The 15,003-nt window shown below is 72.3% G+C and carries 13 protein-coding genes and 1 tRNA gene; 7 read left to right on the forward strand and 7 right to left on the reverse strand.

Translation table 11 applies throughout. The features are described 5' to 3' along the window. Positions 1 to 14: 14 nt before the first annotated feature. Together ACIPSJ_RS17215 and ACIPSJ_RS17220 are read left to right on the forward strand one after the other, a co-directional pair. A complete protein-coding gene (locus tag ACIPSJ_RS17215) occupies positions 15 to 791 on the forward strand; it encodes a DUF3566 domain-containing protein (RefSeq protein WP_401346561.1) in 777 nt (258 codons plus the stop codon). A gap of 111 nt (positions 792 to 902) precedes the next feature. Then, positions 903 to 979: transfer RNA gene (locus ACIPSJ_RS17220), tRNA-Ile, on the forward strand. 224 nt (positions 980 to 1,203) lie between these two features. Here ACIPSJ_RS17220 and ACIPSJ_RS17225 read toward each other — a convergent pair. From ACIPSJ_RS17225 to ACIPSJ_RS17235, 3 genes are all read right to left on the reverse strand, one after another. Beyond that, complete coding sequence (locus ACIPSJ_RS17225; RefSeq protein WP_401346564.1) at positions 1,204 to 5,262, reverse strand: AAA family ATPase; 4,059 nt, start codon at positions 5,260 to 5,262, stop codon at positions 1,204 to 1,206. A 434-nt stretch (positions 5,263 to 5,696) separates the two neighbouring features. Beyond that, positions 5,697 to 6,164, reverse strand: coding sequence for a hypothetical protein (locus ACIPSJ_RS17230; RefSeq protein ID WP_401346566.1), 468 nt, complete (start codon positions 6,162 to 6,164; stop codon positions 5,697 to 5,699). Between the two features lie 75 nt (positions 6,165 to 6,239). Continuing rightward, complete coding sequence (locus tag ACIPSJ_RS17235) at positions 6,240 to 6,689, reverse strand: DoxX family membrane protein (RefSeq protein ID WP_365695059.1); 450 nt, start codon at positions 6,687 to 6,689, stop codon at positions 6,240 to 6,242. A 195-nt stretch (positions 6,690 to 6,884) separates the two neighbouring features. Here ACIPSJ_RS17235 and ACIPSJ_RS17240 point away from each other — a divergent pair, with 195 nt between their 5' ends. From ACIPSJ_RS17240 to ACIPSJ_RS17250, 3 genes are read left to right on the forward strand one after another with little or no spacing between them, the layout of a single operon-like run. Then, positions 6,885 to 8,096 (forward strand): amidohydrolase family protein, encoded by a 1,212-nt coding sequence (locus ACIPSJ_RS17240; RefSeq protein WP_359211508.1) that lies wholly within the window; start codon positions 6,885 to 6,887, stop codon positions 8,094 to 8,096. A 48-nt stretch (positions 8,097 to 8,144) separates the two neighbouring features. Continuing rightward, on the forward strand, positions 8,145 to 8,348 hold the full coding sequence (locus tag ACIPSJ_RS17245) for a ferredoxin (RefSeq protein ID WP_355712452.1): 204 nt from the start codon (positions 8,145 to 8,147) through the stop codon (positions 8,346 to 8,348). 3 nt (positions 8,349 to 8,351) lie between these two features. After that, positions 8,352 to 9,281 (forward strand): FkbM family methyltransferase, encoded by a 930-nt coding sequence (locus ACIPSJ_RS17250; RefSeq protein ID WP_401346569.1) that lies wholly within the window; start codon positions 8,352 to 8,354, stop codon positions 9,279 to 9,281. A gap of 87 nt (positions 9,282 to 9,368) precedes the next feature. Here ACIPSJ_RS17250 and ACIPSJ_RS17255 read toward each other — a convergent pair whose 3' ends face one another. From ACIPSJ_RS17255 to ACIPSJ_RS17265, 3 genes are all read right to left on the reverse strand, one after another. Further along, on the reverse strand, positions 9,369 to 10,148 hold the full coding sequence (locus tag ACIPSJ_RS17255; protein ID WP_401346571.1) for a glycosyltransferase family 2 protein: 780 nt from the start codon (positions 10,146 to 10,148) through the stop codon (positions 9,369 to 9,371). Then, positions 10,145 to 10,933 carry a GntR family transcriptional regulator gene (locus ACIPSJ_RS17260; protein WP_401346574.1) on the reverse strand — a complete coding sequence of 263 codons (789 nt, stop codon included), beginning with the start codon at positions 10,931 to 10,933 and terminating at the stop codon, positions 10,145 to 10,147. Before ACIPSJ_RS17260 ends, ACIPSJ_RS17255 begins: the two co-directional genes overlap by 4 nt. 170 nt (positions 10,934 to 11,103) lie before the next feature. Beyond that, positions 11,104 to 11,457, reverse strand: a complete 354-nt coding sequence (locus ACIPSJ_RS17265; RefSeq protein ID WP_401346576.1) for a DUF6344 domain-containing protein — start codon at positions 11,455 to 11,457, stop codon at positions 11,104 to 11,106. Between the two features lie 350 nt (positions 11,458 to 11,807). Here ACIPSJ_RS17265 and ACIPSJ_RS17270 point away from each other — a divergent pair, with 350 nt between their 5' ends. Next, positions 11,808 to 11,936, forward strand: a complete 129-nt coding sequence (locus tag ACIPSJ_RS17270; protein ID WP_003999697.1) for a DLW-39 family protein — start codon at positions 11,808 to 11,810, stop codon at positions 11,934 to 11,936. A 189-nt stretch (positions 11,937 to 12,125) separates the two neighbouring features. Next, on the forward strand, positions 12,126 to 13,490 hold the full coding sequence (locus ACIPSJ_RS17275; protein WP_401347417.1) for a hypothetical protein: 1,365 nt from the start codon (positions 12,126 to 12,128) through the stop codon (positions 13,488 to 13,490). Here ACIPSJ_RS17275 and ACIPSJ_RS17280 read toward each other — a convergent pair. Then, positions 13,454 to 14,983, reverse strand: a complete 1,530-nt coding sequence (locus ACIPSJ_RS17280; RefSeq protein ID WP_401346577.1) for a serine/threonine-protein kinase — start codon at positions 14,981 to 14,983, stop codon at positions 13,454 to 13,456. The genes ACIPSJ_RS17275 and ACIPSJ_RS17280 overlap by 37 nt on opposite strands. Positions 14,984 to 15,003: the final 20 nt, after the last annotated feature.

Below are 15,003 nucleotides of genomic sequence, written 5' to 3' on the forward strand. Positions count from 1 at the left end.
AGGAGAGAGTCATCGTGAGCGGAGCCACGGGCGCCGGATCGGCCGGTACCTCGACGGGTACGGATGCGGACGGCGGCGCCCGTGGCTCCGCCGCGTCCGACGGGGGCGGTACGCCGCAGCCGCCGGACACGCACACGACCCAGCTGAAGGCGATCAAGGCGCCCACGAAGGCGCCCGCGCCGGACGCGCAGGGATCCCAGGGGGGAACCGTGACCGACAGCCGAGGCCCGGCCGCGCCGGGCGCCCAGCCGGCGCCCGGGCAGCAGGCCCCTTCCCCGCTGCCCGGGGAGCGGCACCAGGAGCAGCCCGCCGGGCCCTACCACCCGCCGCAGGCCTACCCGGCGGCGCAGGCCGCGGCGCAGGCGCCCACGGGGGCCGTACGACGCCCGCGCACCGGCGCCGGGCAGCGCACCGCCCCCCGCACCCGCAAGGCCCGTCTGCGGGTCGCCAAGGCCGACCCCTGGTCGGTGATGAAGGTCAGCTTCCTGCTCTCCATCGCGCTCGGTATCTGCTCGATCGTGGCGTCGGCGGTGCTGTGGATGGTCCTGGACGCGATGGGCGTCTTCTCGACGGTCGGCGGCACGATCTCGGAGGCGACCGGTTCGAACGAGTCGAACGGCTTCGACCTCCAGTCGTTCCTCTCCCTCCCGCACGTCCTGACGTTCACGGCGATCATCGCGGTCATCGACGTCGTCCTCGCGACGGCGCTGGCGACCCTCGGCGCGTTCATCTACAACCTCTCCGCGGGCTTCGTCGGCGGCATCGAGCTGACCTTGGCCGAGGACGAGTAACCGGAGTTCAAACCTCTCCTGAAGGTCCCCCGACAACCGATTTTGGGACTGCCCCGGTCGTGCGCTAATCTTCAGGAGTCAGCGCGCGGGACACACACCGCAGAGCGCGGCGGGGCTATAGCTCAGTTGGTTAGAGCGCATCCCTGATAAGGATGAGGCCACAGGTTCAAATCCTGTTAGCCCCACCAGTACGAAGACCCCCGGTCCGGATGGATCGGGGGTCTTCGGCGTTCACGGGGCGGGAGGGCCGGCGGCGGGCATGAAAAGGCCCGGTCGCTGGCGACGGGGGATGCACCAGCGACCGGGTTGTGGTCAGCGTAACAAGGTGGCCTGTGCGGGGGGAGCCAACTTCTTCGCCGTGGTGAGCAGTTGTGATCGGGATCACTCAAGCGCTGTCATATGTGGGGGTGGTTCAGTCGCCGCAGGGCGGGTCGTAGGTGAGGCGGGGGAGGTACTCCTGCCACTTCTCGCGGGTCAGGACGTTGCGGGTGACCGAGCAGATGCGGGTGACGGCTTCGGCGACGTCCAGGCTCCACAGGCGGACCGTGCCGGCGCCGCTGGAGACGCCCAGCATGTCGCTCTGCGGGCCGAAGGAGAGGAAGTTGCCGGTCTTGGCGTTGGGGCTCATGGACTGGCCGATGGGGTGGGCGGAGGACGGGGACGACACGTTCCAGAGGCGGACGGTGTTGTCGTTGCCGCCGCTGGCCAGGATCCTGCCGTCCCGGCTGAAGGTCAGGGAGACGACCGCCTCGGTGTGGCCGGTGAGGACCGGGCCCAGACGGCTCGCACGGGCGGGATCGGAGACGTTCCAGAGGCGGACCGTGTCGTCGTCGCTGCCGCTGGCGAGGGTGGCTCCGTCGGGGCTGTAGGCGAGCGTGTTGATGGGGCCCAGGTGGCCGGTGAGAGGGGCGCCGAGCGCCTTGGCGCGCGTCCGGTCGGAGACGTCCCAGAGGCGGACCGTGCCGTCCGCGCTGCCGCTGGCCAGGGTCCTGCCGTCCGGGCTGAAGGCGAGTGCGTTGACATAGCCGGTGTGGCCTTTGAGGGGCGCGCCCAGGCGCCTGGGGTGGGCCGGGTCGGAGATGTCCAGGAGCTGCACCGTGCGGTCGTCGTAGTCGGCGGCCACGGTGCGCCCGTCGGGGCTCAGCGCCAGCGCCTCGGCGCCTGCGTACCGGGTGTTCAGCCGGACGGGCGCGCCGTACTGGGCGGGGTGCGCGGGGTCGGAGACGTTCCAGAGCTGCACCCAGTTGACGTTGTTCTCGCCGGTGAGGATGACCAGGGTGCGGCCGTCACGGGTGAACACCATCGACCGCAGATCGCGCCAGCCGGTCCGGAACGGCTCGCCGAGCGCCGTGGGACGGGCCGGGTCCATGATGTTCCACAGCCGCATCCGGCTGTCGTTGCCACCGGTGGCCAGGACACGCCCGTCGGGGCTGAACGCCCCCGCCTCGCCGATCATGTCGGACCCCGGGATCGACCAGAGCCGCACCTTGCCGTCCCCGCTGCCGGTGGCGAGGGTGTGCCCGTCGGGGCTCCAGCCGACGGCGTACATCTCGCCGCTGCTGCCCGCGAGCGGCTCGCCCACCTGGGACGGGAAGGCCGGGTTGCCGACGTTCCACAGGCTGGCCGTGGAGTCCGCGCTGCCCGCGGCGAGCATGGAGCCGTCGGGGCTGAAGGCCACCGACCAGACGGGCCCGGTGTGGCCGGTGAGCGGCCCGCCGAGCGCCTTGGCGTGCGCCCGGTCGGAGACGTCCCACAGCCGTACGGTGTCGTCCTTGCTGCCGCTCGCGAGGGTCCTGCCGTCCGGGCTGAAGGCCACGGAGTGCACGGTCGCGGCGTGCCCGGTCAGCGGAGCGCCCACCCGCCGGGGATGCCGGGGGTCGGAGACGTCGTACAGGAGGATCGAGTTGTCGTCGCTGCCGGCCGCCAGCGTGCGGCCGTCGGGGCTGAAGGCGATGGACCGGACGCCCTCCGTGTGGCCGGTCAGGGTGCCCAGCGACGAGGGGTGGCGCGGGTCGCGCACGTCCCACAGGTGGACGGTGTGGTCCTCGTCGGCGGTGGCCAGGGTGCGGCCGTCCGGGCTGAAGGCGACCAGGTAGATCGTGCCGTTGTGGCCGGTCAGCGGGGAACCCAGGGCCGCCGGGTGCCTGGGGTCGGCGACGTTCCACAGACGTACGGTGCCGTCGTCGCCCGCGCTGGCCAGGGTGCGGCCGTCCGGGCTGAAGACCGCGCTGGAGACCCAGCTCGTGTGGCCGAGCAGCGGTCTGCCGAGCGCCTTCGGCCAGGTCGGGTCGCTCACGTCCCACAGCCGGACCGTGCGGTCGTAGGCGGCGGTGGCCAGGACCTTGCCGTCGGGGCTGAAGCTGGTGAGGTAGACCGCTCCGGTGTGGCCGAGCAGCGGGGTGGCCAGCGGAGCGTTGACGATGGATATCAGGCGGTTGGCGGCGCCCTCGTCGTCCGGACGCAGGTGGTGCGCGACCAGGTCGAGCTGGGCGGACAGCGACGGGTCCGCGTACTGGAACCGGTCGGCCTCGGCCACCACCTGCTCGAACATCGCGTCGTCCCGCTGCTGCCGGGCGACCACGGCGGAGCCCGCCGCCAGGATCGCGAGCACGACCAGGGCCGCCACGGCGGTCCGGCTGATCCACACGGTACGACGGCGCAGCCGCACCGAGGCCGCCAGGAACTGCACCGCACTGCGGGTCAGGAAGGTGTCGTCGGCCGACTTGGCCCAGGTGTGGGCCTGTTCGAGCCGTGAACCCCGGTAGAGCAGCGCCGCGTCGTGGTGCGACTCGTCCCAGGCCCGGCCGTCCTCCTCCAGGCGCTGGCGCAGCAGATTGCCGTTGCGGTCCTCGTCGAGCCACTCGCGCAGCCGGGGCCAGGCGTGCAGCAGCGCCTCGTGGGTGATCTCCACCGTGTCCGCGTCCAGCGTCACCAGCCGGGCCCGGACCAGGGCTTCGAGCGACTCCTCGGTCTTGCCCGGGTCGGTGGACTCGGCGGCCAGCTGGCGCCGGGTGCCGCGCCTGCGGGTCGCCTGGGTGTCCTCGCCGAGCCGGACCAGACGCAGCAACAGCAGCCGGGCGGCGGTGCGGGCGGCCGGGTCGAGGCTGGACCAGGCGCGTTCCGCGGTCGCGGCGACGGCGCCCTGGATTCCGCCGGCCGCGCGATAGCCGGCCAGCGTCAGCCGGCCCGCCTTGCGGCGCTGCCAGGTGGCGAGCAGGGCGTGCGAGAGCAGCGGGAGGACACCCGCGTCATGGGCGCCACGGGGGCCGTCGGCGCTCACCTCACGGACGATCAGCTCGGCGAGCCCCGGCTCCAGTTCCAGCCCCACCGCCTTGGCGGGACCGGCCACCGCCTCGCGTAGTTCGACGGTGGTCAGCGGACCGAGCACCATGGGGCGCTGCTGGAGCGCGTCGGCCAGCTCGGGATAGCCGAGGCACTGCTCGTAGAAGTCGGCACGGATACCGAGGACGACCAGGGCGGGAGCGGGCTCGTCGGCGTCGGCGTCGGCGGAGGTGCTGGCCGTGTGCAGGAGCTGGACGAAGGTGCGCCGGTCCGTCTCGTCGGCGCAGAGGGTGAAGGTCTCCTCGAACTGGTCCACGATCAGGACCGGTCGGGCCGGACCGGCTGCACGGGCCGGGTCGGATCCCGACGGCCATGTTTCACGTGAAACATCCCCGGCCGCACGCCGGGCCCAGGCCGTGACCGCTGCCCGGACGGCCTCCCGATCGTCCAGGTCCGCCAGATCGGCCAGCTCGGGTATCCGGCGGGTCAGCTCCTTGACCGGATCCGCTCCCGGGACGAGTTGGAGGATCTCGCGTGGGCGCCCCTCCTCGTCGGCCAGGGCGCCGTTCTGCAGCGCGGTGACCAGACCGGCGTTCAGCAGCGAGGACTTCCCCGCCCCCGAGGCGCCGACCAGCATGACCGGACCGCCGCCGTCCTGCGCCGAGTGGAGCTGGGCGACCAGCGCGTCGGTGCTGCGTTCGCGGCCGAAGAACCAGCGGGCGTCCTCACGGCGGTAGGAGGCCAGACCGCGGTACGGGCAGACGCTGTCGACCGGCGGCGCCTCCGTCTCCTCCGCCGTCTCCGGTGCGTCCGGTTCGCCGACCGGGTCGGCCACCGCCCGCTCCCACAGCTTCTGCCACTGGGCCAGGTCGTAGAGCCCCGAGGAGACCGGTGCCGGCTGGGAGCGGCGGGCCTGCGGGACGAGGACATGGAGCACGGCGGAGAGCGCGGCGAACTGTGCGGGCACGTTCTTCGCCCGACGCCAGTCGCTGATCCGCTGGGCGGAGACCCGCACCGGCCGGCCCCGCTCGTCGACCCGGTGCAGTCGGTCGACCGCCTCGGCGACACGTTTGAGCGGAGGGTTACCGGCCTCCTTGTACAGCAGCGCGAGTCGTTCCGCGAAGGCTGTGCGTGCCCCTGCGTCGGGACCCAAGGCTCTCCACCCCTTACTTCCCCCGCTGCTGGACATCCGGACCGGAAAACTCACTTTATACGGCTGACCTGCGGCGAAGCCTTGGACCGGACGTCATGGCCTCCTCAGATGTGCTCCTCGACTGGCAGGATTTCGCCACAGCACCGCGGCAATCGGGCGTCGCCCGACAGGCCGACCAGCTCAGCATCCGCAGAGACGGTTCACGGCACCGCACGTTCTCGGTCAGCTTCCTCCGGTGATCACCTGCCGGAGTGGCGCGACGACGGCAGCCGCTCTCTCCGACTGGGCAGGCCGCCCGTCCGCAGGCGGGGTCCGACGCCACCCGCGCCGTTCGGCACCGGTCCCCACGTGGGGAGGGACCGGTGCCGAACGGCACGGGATCACCGTTCACCCGGGGTGCGGCCGGGCATCCGGTCGGTCGGCCCGGCGCTCGTGTCCGCCGCCGTACGGGCCGTCGTAGCGACCCGTCCTCAGTCCCGCAGCCAGCCCGCCGTACGCGCCGCCTCGACCGCGCGTTCCTCCGCGTCGTCGGCCGCGGTGTTGAGCGCCGTGTCCTGTCCCGCCGCCGCTCCGGCGGCCGCCGCCGCCGCCCGGGACGCGGTGAGGGCGGAGGCCAGGGCCGCCGAGGCCTCGGGGCGGTCGTCGAGGGCAGCGGCCACCTGTGCGGCCAGCGCCGCGGTGGCGGCCGCGTTGCGGGCACAGCGGGCGTCCGCCGCGGGGTCGGGTGCGGTGCCGGGCGCGGTGTCGGCCAGGGCGGCGAGCGACTGGGCCGACAGCCGGAGCGCGTTGGCCGCCCGGCCGACCGGGCTCGTCGGGACCGTCTGGGCCGCGTCGGGGGCGATCCCCGCATGGCGGCAGACGGCCGCGGCACGCTCGTACGCACTGCGCGCACGCGCGGAGTGCAGTTTCCTGAGCGTCTCGGTCGAGGGATCAGTCATCTCCGCCTCCTCGCTGCCGGGCGCGGGCAGGGTGCCACGCCGGGCGCGAAGACTCCAGGGATATGGCGTGGTGAGCTAGCCGAACAGTCCCAGTGCGGAGTCCAGGGACCAACTCTGCCAGCAGATCGCGAACAGGCCGACCAGGGAGATCAGGGCCATCATCAGGTTCTGCCCCTGCTCCGCCCAGTCGTGGATCATGAGGACCAGGTAGACCAGGTTGAGCAGGAGGCCGGCCACCAGGGCGATCGGGGTGAGGAAGCCGGAGACCAGGCCGAGGCCCAGGGCGAGTTCCGCGTACGCCACGACGTAGGCCATCAGCCGGGGGCGTGGTGCGACGACCGTGTCGAAGCCGCGGCGGACCACGGGCCAGCGGTGTTTCTCCGCGATGCCGGCCGCCCAGCGGATGCCCCCGCCGCCGAACCACTGCTTCTTGTCCTTGTGCCGCCAGCTCTCCAGCCACCACAGCCCGAGCCCGATGCGGAGCACCGCGAACCATTCGGCACCGCTCAGCAAGGCTGATCGCATCCCGCACCCTCCCCGGATCCGTGGACTCATCTGACGATCCGTCAGTTCAGCGGATGGCGGCGCGGCCCGCAAGGGGGTGGGCGTGTTTCCGGCGGCCCTTGCTGGTCCCGGCCGCTGGGCCTAGCCTGAATGTCGAAACGAAATCTGATGGGTCGTCAGATATAACGGAATCTCCGCAGGCAGCAGGGGGTAGGCATGGCAGTGGACGCGACCGGCACCCAGGATCTGCCCAGGGTCGTCAGCGTGGACGACCACGTGATCGAGCCCGCGCACCTCTTCGAGAGGTGGCTGCCGGGCAAGTACCGCGACAAGGGGCCCAAGCCCTTCACCGCGGGGATCGGCGAACTCGCCTACATCGGCGGCAAGTACCGGTTCACCACGGACCCCGCGGGCCAGCTCACCGACTGGTGGGAGTACGAGGGCCTGCTCTTCCCGTACAAGCGGATCATCGCGGCCGTCGGGTTCTCCCGGGACGAGATGACGCTCGACGGCATCACCCGGGAGCAGATGCGGCCCGGCTGCTGGGACCCGAAGGAACGGCTCAAGGACATGGACATCAACCATGTCGAGGCCTCCCTCTGCTTCCCGACCTTCCCCCGCTTCTGCGGACAGACCTTCGCCGAGGCCGACGACAAGGAGGTCGCGCTGGCCTGCGTCCGCGCCTACAACGACTGGATGGTCGAGGAGTGGTGCGGGGACAGCGGCGGCCGGCTGATCCCGCTGTGCCTGATCCCGCTGTGGGACATCGACCTGGCCGTCGCCGAGATCCGGCGCAACGCCGCACGGGGCGTCCGGGCCGTCACCTTCAGCGAGATCCCCACCTATCTGGGCCTGCCGTCCATCCACTCCGGCTACTGGGACCCGTTCTTCGCGGCCTGCGAGGAGACCGGCACGGTCGTCAACATGCACATCGGCAGCAGCTCGCAGATGCCCGCCGCCTCCCCCGACGCCCCGCCCGCCGTCCAGGCCTCGCTGAGCTTCAACAACGCCATGGCCTCGATGATGGACTTCCTCTTCTCCGGGGTCCTGGTGCGCTTCCCCCGGCTGAAGCTCGCCTACAGCGAAGGGCAGATGGGCTGGATCCCGTACGCCCTGGAGCGCGCCGACGACGTCTGGGAGGAGCACCGCGCCTGGGGCGGGGTGAAGGACCTGATCCCGGAGCCCCCGTCGACGTACTACTACCGGCAGATCTTCTGCTGCTTCTTCCGCGACAAGCACGGCATCGAGGCGATCGAGACCGTCGGCGTGGACAACGCGACCTTCGAGACGGACTACCCGCACGTCGACTCGACCTGGCCGGAGACCAAGCGGGTGGCCCAGGAACACGTGGGCGGACTGGCCCCGGAGGTGGCCTACAAGCTGCTGCGCGGCAACGCGATCCGGATGCTGGAGCTGCCCTTCACCTGACCGGACACGACCGGTTCAGCGGGTCCCCTGCGGGGCAGGGGACCCGGCATGAAGGTCTCCGTGGACGCCGACGTCTGCTACGGGTCGGGTGAGTGCGCCTTCCGGGCGCCCGCCGTGTTCGGCTTCGAGGACGGGTACGGTTTCGTCCTGCCCGGACGGGAGGAGTCCGGGGACGACGAACTGATCCGGGACATCGCCGAGCGCTGCCCGTCCCAGGCGATCCGGATCGACGGCAGAAGGATCACTGACTAGCGGATGAGCGACACCCGTACGGAACTCACCGAACTCCTGGCCACGCTCGGCCGCCGCTACGTCCGCGACTCACCGGTGCCCTGGGGTAAGGCCCGCGCCGCCCGCGCGCTCAACCCCTACCTGCGCGACCACCCCCGGCGGCGCGTCGTCGAGACGCGCTCCGGCGCCCGGTTCGCGGTCGACACCCAGGACCTCATCCAGCGCTATCTCTACCTCTTCGGGGTGTGGGAACCGCACATGACCCGCTGGCTGCGCGCCCGGCTGGCACCGGGGGACTGCTTCGTCGACGTCGGCGCCAACATCGGCGTCTTCAGCGTCCTCGCCTCGCGACTCGTCGGCGACCGGGGCCGGGTCGTGGCCGTCGAGGCCTCCCCCGCCTTCCACCGCCGGCTCCAACAGCAGGGCGCGCTCAACGGCTGCCGGAACATCCGCGCGGTCAACGCCGCCGTCTCCGACACCCACCGCACCCTGACCTTCGTGCTCGCCAGCTCCCGCAACATGGGCGCCAACAGCATCGTCCCGTGGGACGGCCCGGCCGAGTCCAGCTTCGACATCGAGGCGGTACCGCTGCCCGAGCTGCTGCTGCCGGAGGAGATCGAGACCGCCCGGGTCGTCAAGATCGACGTCGAGGGCGCCGAGGGCGCGGTGGTCCGCGGACTCGCCCCGCTGCTGGAGAAGCTGCGCCCGGACGCCGAGATCACCGTCGAGGTCACCCCCGACCGCATGGCCCAGCTCGGCGACTCGGCGGACGACCTGCTGCGCACCATGACCGACGCGGGCTACCACGTCTACCGGCTCGCCAACAGCTACGCGGCCGACAGCTACCCCCGGGCGCTGCACGGCGCGCCGGTAGTCCCGGTCCGCTGGGACGGGCCGGTGACCGAGGAGAGCGACCTGGTCTTCTCCCGGGTGGACGCGCCGACCCTGCCCTGACCGCCAGCGACCCTGCCTTGACCGCCAGCGACCCTGCCTTGACCGCCAGCGACCCTGCCCTGACCGCCAGCGACCCTGCCCTGACCGCTAGCGGCCCGGCGGGTACTGCCACCCGAAGCCGGCCAGTGCCCGCGCCCGTGCCTCGACGACGGCCATCCGGGCCCCCCGCTCCACCGGGTCGGTGTGCGCGGACTGGCCGGTGACCTGGCCCTCCCACTTGCGGTAGAGCAGCCCGGTCGCCGCCGAGAACCAGCCCCGGCTCACCGCGTTCAGCGCGAGCAGCAGCCCGGTGTCCTCGGAGGCGGGCAGCGCCATCCAGCCGCCGAGGGCCAGCAGCAGCTCGCGGCGGACGAAGAGGGAGGCCGGGTGGACCTGGGCGCGGAAGTCGTTCGCCGCCCAGAAATCGAGCACGGCCCCGCGCTCGATCGGGCCCTCCTGCGGATCGCCCGGGAAACCGGCCGTGGAGCCGTCGGGCAGCAGGTCCAGGACCCGTGAGGTGGCCCAGCCTACGGCCGGGTCGCCCTCCAGCACGGCCAGATCACGGGCCAGCGCGCCCGGCGGCAGCCGGTCGTCGGCGTCGAGGATCCTGACATACGGCCCCTCGGCCCGGGCCAGCGCGATGGTGCGCGCGACACCGGGACCACCGGCCCGGCCCTGCCGGAACGACACCCGGGCGTCGTCGGGGACGTACGGGCGCACCTCGTCGCCGTACCCGTCCTCCTGCACCAGCCACCGCCACTCCCAGCCGTCCGGCAGCCGCTGCTCGCACAGCGACGCGTAGGCCTCCGGCAGGAAGCGGGCCGACGGGGCGTGCACCGCGGTGACGACGGTGACGACAGTGGCGCGCCGGCTCACGGCAGCGCTCACCACCTTTCCAGATATGTGGTGAAGAGCAGCTCCGTGCGGTCGCCGGGGAGCGTGACCAGGGTGATGTCCACGATGCGGTCGTGGACGTCGTACGAGGTCTTGTGCAGCAGGATCACCGAGGTGCCGGCCGGCAGATCCAGCTCCCGGGCCTCCTCGGGCGTCGGCGGGCGGGCGGTGAAGCGCTCCTCGACACGGCCGACCTCGATGCCGACGGTGTGCAGCTGGTTCTGGGTGCCGCCCGGCCAGGGTTCGTTGGTCTCGTCCAGGAGATCCGGGTTCGCCGCGACCATGTCACGGACGAGGTACGAGGTCACCAGGCTGAAGGGGCCCCTCTCGGCCGCGTGCCGGGTCCGGTAGGTGCGTTCCAGGAGCACGGTGCCCTCCGGTACCCCGAACGCGTCGGCGAGGTCGCTGGGCGCGGTCAGCTCGCGGTACCGGGCGAAGAAGACCAGGTCGTCGAGGACCAGTCCGGTGTCGTGCTCGGTCGCGCCGGTCTCGGCGCGGGCGGCCTCCGGCATCCGGGCGCGGTTCTTCTCCCACTGGTGCCGGGTGTTGTCACGGACGGCGCGGGTGCGCGGACGGCGCACGAAGGTGCCGGTGCCGTGCCGCTTGTCGATCAGGCCCTCCGCGCTCAGCAGCCGGAGCGCGTTCTGCACCGTGGGCACGCTGCGGCCGTGCCGCCGGGCCAGCTCCGCCTCCGAGGGCAGCCGGGCACCGGGCTTGAGCGCGCCGTCCCGGATGGCGCGGCGGAGATCGTCGGCGATCTCCTCGTAGGCCTTGGGCACGCTCTCAGGCTACGACTCCTCAAGAGGACTTGATGAGTCGGGCGGCCGCCCGCGGCCCCGGACGTGCGAAGACCCGCGGCCGGTTCCCGGTCGCGGGTCTCTGTCGCAGTAGGCGCTGGTACGTACGCAAGTCGCCCTTGCGCCGTTTGCGTCTCAGCCGGCTGTGCGGGTCAGCAGTCGAGCTGTTCCGAGGGAGTTTCGGCCGCGGTCTCCGACTCGGTCGTGTCGAGGGCCCGGTGGCGGCAGCTGGGGGTCTTGCCGTGGGCCTCGGCCCGGATGCGCTGCTTCATCGTGGGGGGCAGTGACCTGGCCTGGGACCAGAGCCAGTGAGTCTGTGCGGGGATCCTGACCCGGTCGGGGACCTGTTCGCTGCCGTGCTCGTCGCCGCTGCTGTTGCGCGGGGTCTCGGTCTGCGGTACCGCGGCGGCGGTGGTGGCGGAGACGAATCCGAGCGCCGTGCACAGCGCGAGGAAGGCGGTGACGATGGCGGTCCACAGCTTCATGACCTTGGCGTTCCGGGCCATGGCCCCTCACTTTCGGGTTGGGCGATTTGCGTACTTTCCTCATGATGTGTATGGGGATCGCGAAGTGGGGGACGCCGACCCGTGGCGCGTCGATGTTCAGATGAACACCACCCGGTTGGACGCAGGAAGGTCAGAAAACTCCCAAAAGTAGGCGAGAGGGGCCAAAGTAACCGTCCGTGGGGGTGTGATCACCCTCCGATCGGAACGGCCTCGGCCGCACGCAACACCGTGCCGGGGGCCGGAGTTGAGGCCGGATGCGGGCCGGAAGCCAGGTCACCGATCGGTATCGGTCGGTGTGTATAGTCGGGCGCCAGAGGTCCCCTACGTCAAGGAAGAGACGAGGTCGCGCGGTGAAGAAGCTTCTCCTGGTCGCACTGGCCGCCATCGGCGGGCTCCTCGTGTACCGCCAGATCCAGGCGGATCGCGCCGAGCAGGATCTGTGGACGGAGGCGACTGACTCCGTGCCCACGGGTTCGTGAGTACCGACAACAGACGACACTGAGACCCCGGCCGCCTCGCGGTCGGGGTTTTGCGTTCTCCGGGACCTGGCGCGACGCGGGTGTTTCGGACGGTCGTACCGATTGCCGGGTGGCGCGCGGGCGCGCGCGGCAGTATGGGGCGGGTCCGGGACTTCGGCGGCGGGCGAGCGACGGCGGGGGGCGCGCGTGATACGGCGGTGGCGTACGACGGCGGGGCGACGGGACACCGGCAGGGCGACCCCGCCCGGAGCCCGCCTCGGAGCCGCCCTCGCACTGACGGCACTGCTGCCCGCCTCTCTGCTCTCCCTGGCCTCCCCGGCGCTCTCCCTGGCCTCCCCGGCCCGGGCGGACGGCGGCAGCGGATACGCCTTCGCCGCGGACGCCCGCACGGTCACCGGGGCGAAGGGCACCGCGGACGCCGTACCGCTGGAACCCGGCGAGACCTACCGCAGCTCCCTCCCCGACAAGGGGCAGCGCTACTTCCGCCTCGAACTCGCCGCCGCCACCGACGCCTACGTCCCCGTCACCGCCGTCCCGCCGCCCGACGCCACCGTCTCCGCCAGCGACGGCATCACGGTCTCCGTCGAGGACGCCAACGGGGTCTCCTGCCACTACGACAGCGCCCGCTTCGGCGCCGGACTGAGCCCCCGCCCGATCACCGCACTCGGACGCCGGGAGGCGGGCGGCGCGCTCTGCAAGGACGCGGGCACCTACTACCTGGTCGTCGAACGCGCCGTGTCCGGCTCCCGGACCACGACCCCGGGCAGCTGGGACCTGGAGATCGCCCCCGCCACCGAACCCGCCCTGGCCGGCACGGGCGCCACCACCGCCCCCGAGACCTGGAACTCCGCATCGCCCGAGCCGCTCACCGCGGACCCCCACCGCCGCACCGGCGGCGCCGGCTTCAGCACGGCCCGCACCCTCGACCAGGGCGTCTGGCAGACCCGCATCACCCCCGGCCAGACCCTCTACTACGCGGTCCCCGTCGCCTGGGGCCGGCAACTCCACGCCACCGTCGACCTCGGCAGCACCGGCGGAGACGCCCACGGCTATGTCAGCGCCGCGCTCAACCTCTCCCTCTACAACCCGGTCCGCGGCTACGTCGACGACGTCTCCCTCGGCTACGACGGCACCCAGAAGTCGTCCTCCCTCGACCCCCTGCCACCCGTGGCGTACGCCAACCGGTACGCCGTCTCCGGCGAGCAGAACGCCCTCCGCTTCGCCGGCGCCTACTACCTCGTCGTCCATCTCACCGGGCAGACGGCGGACACCTTCGGGCTGGGACCGTACGGCGTGACCCTCCGCGTCCGGCTCGACGGCACCCCGAACTCCGGCCCCGAATACGCCGGTTCATCCGTCCCGAAGGGCCTCTTCGACGCGTCGTCGGACCAGGGAAGCCTCGGGACCGCGACCGGCGACGACCACACCGCGATGCGGGCGCTCGCCGCGGCCGGGATCGGCACGGGCACCGCCCTGCTGCTGGTCCTCGGCGTGTGGACCCTGACCGCCCGCCGCGCTCAGATCCGCGTCAACGCCCAGAAACCCACCGCGTAACAGGCCAGCGCCAGCAGCAGGATGGGCACGGCCGCCTTCGCCGGGGGCCCCGGGCGACGGACCCGGCGCCGACGCCGTCCATGGGTCCGCACCGCCACCGACGCGGCCTGCCCGGCCTCCGGCGTCCGCGGCGTCTGCGGGTCCCGGGCGGTGTAGGTGGCGGTGGTCGTGTCGGCATCCGGCTGGACCGGGGGAAGCGGCTGCGCGGGAGGCCAGGGGGTGTGGAACTGCGGGACGGGGGCGGCCGGTTGGGGTTGCGGTTGTGGCTGTGGCTGCGACAGGGCGTACGGCGGATACGGCGGTGTCGGCCGGGGCGGCTCCGCGGTGGGGGTGGGGGGCGTCGGCGTCTGCGTCTGCGTCTGGGGAGGCGGTAGCCGGAAGCTGCCGGTGTCGGACATGCCGGCGGGGGCCGGGGGAGCGTCCGGGAACCCCGCCGGGGCGACCGCATCAGCGGACGACCGCTCTCCGACCGTCGAACCCGAACCGGGACGGGAACCGGCGCCCGAACCCGGACCGGAACGCGGACCTGACCCCGTCCCTCTGTCCGTGTCCCCGCCCGCGCCCGCTTCCGAACCCGCCGACGTGCCGGTACTCGTGTCGATCCCGGACGCCCTCCGCAGGGGACCCTCCGGCGCGAACCCCGAGGGCAGCGGGCCCAGTTGGTCGAAGATCTCGATCGACTCGTCGTCGTCGGTCTCCGGCAGGAGCTCCCTCGCCTGGGCGAGGGCCTTGCGGGCACCCGTGGCCGTACGGAAACGCGACTGGGGATCGGGCTGGAGGAGACCGGCGACGACCTCCCAGAGCGGGTCGGGGATGCCCTTGGGAGCCCCCGGGGTGCCGTGTTCGGCGAAGTACTGGACGAGCGCCTTGGCGTCCGGTTTCGCCCCCTCCAGGAGATACAGGGCGACCAGGCCCACCGCGAACAGGTCGGCCGTGAAGTCGGGCTCCGCGCCCAGGAGTTGTTCGGGGGCGATGTAACCCGGCGTGCCGACCACGAGGTTGGTCTCGGTCAGCCGGGCCTCGCCGAGCCGCATGGCGATGCCGAAGTCGGAGAGCCGCAGGCGCGGACGGGCGGTGCCGGTGGCCTCCAGCAGGATGTTCGCGGGCTTGATGTCCCGGTGGACCACGTCCTCGGCATGCACCGCGCCCAGGCCGGAAAGAAGCTGGTCGAGCAGCGTGCAGACGAACGACGGGGGCAGGGGGCCGTAGTCCCCGACGAGATGGACCAGCGAACCGCCGGCGACCAGGTCCATGGTGAACAGGACCTTGTCGTCGTCGGCGGCCCAGCTGGCCGGAGCCAGGACATGGGGGTGATCGATGCGCAGCGCCTGCTCCCGCACGAAACGCAGGAGCGCGTGGGCGTCGCTCTGCTGGAGCACCTTGGCCGCCACATAGCGTTTCCGCCGGTGGTCCCAGGCGCGCCAGACGGCGCCCACCCCGCCATGACCGATCGGGTCGGCCAGTTCGTACCGGCCCGCGAAGACCTCACCCATGACTGCCCGTACCCCTCCCC

Source organism: Streptomyces sp. NPDC090088 (assembly GCF_044747345.1).
Lineage (GTDB): Bacteria > Actinomycetota > Actinomycetes > Streptomycetales > Streptomycetaceae > Streptomyces.

What these genes read in the sequence shown, in the direction of transcription:
- ACIPSJ_RS17225 (WP_401346564.1), bottom strand. Translation starts at nt 5,262, where the DNA reads ATGTCCAGCAGCGGGGGAAGTAAGGGGTGGAGAGCCTTGGGTCCCGAC.
- ACIPSJ_RS17230 (WP_401346566.1), bottom strand. Translation starts at nt 6,164, where the DNA reads ATGACTGATCCCTCGACCGAGACGCTCAGGAAACTGCACTCCGCGCGT.
- ACIPSJ_RS17235 (WP_365695059.1), bottom strand. Translation starts at nt 6,689, where the DNA reads ATGCGATCAGCCTTGCTGAGCGGTGCCGAATGGTTCGCGGTGCTCCGC.
- ACIPSJ_RS17240 (WP_359211508.1), top strand. Translation starts at nt 6,885, where the DNA reads ATGGCAGTGGACGCGACCGGCACCCAGGATCTGCCCAGGGTCGTCAGC.
- ACIPSJ_RS17245 (WP_355712452.1), top strand. Translation starts at nt 8,145, where the DNA reads ATGAAGGTCTCCGTGGACGCCGACGTCTGCTACGGGTCGGGTGAGTGC.
- ACIPSJ_RS17250 (WP_401346569.1), top strand. Translation starts at nt 8,352, where the DNA reads ATGAGCGACACCCGTACGGAACTCACCGAACTCCTGGCCACGCTCGGC.
- ACIPSJ_RS17265 (WP_401346576.1), bottom strand. Translation starts at nt 11,457, where the DNA reads ATGGCCCGGAACGCCAAGGTCATGAAGCTGTGGACCGCCATCGTCACC.
- ACIPSJ_RS17280 (WP_401346577.1), bottom strand. Translation starts at nt 14,983, where the DNA reads ATGGGTGAGGTCTTCGCGGGCCGGTACGAACTGGCCGACCCGATCGGT.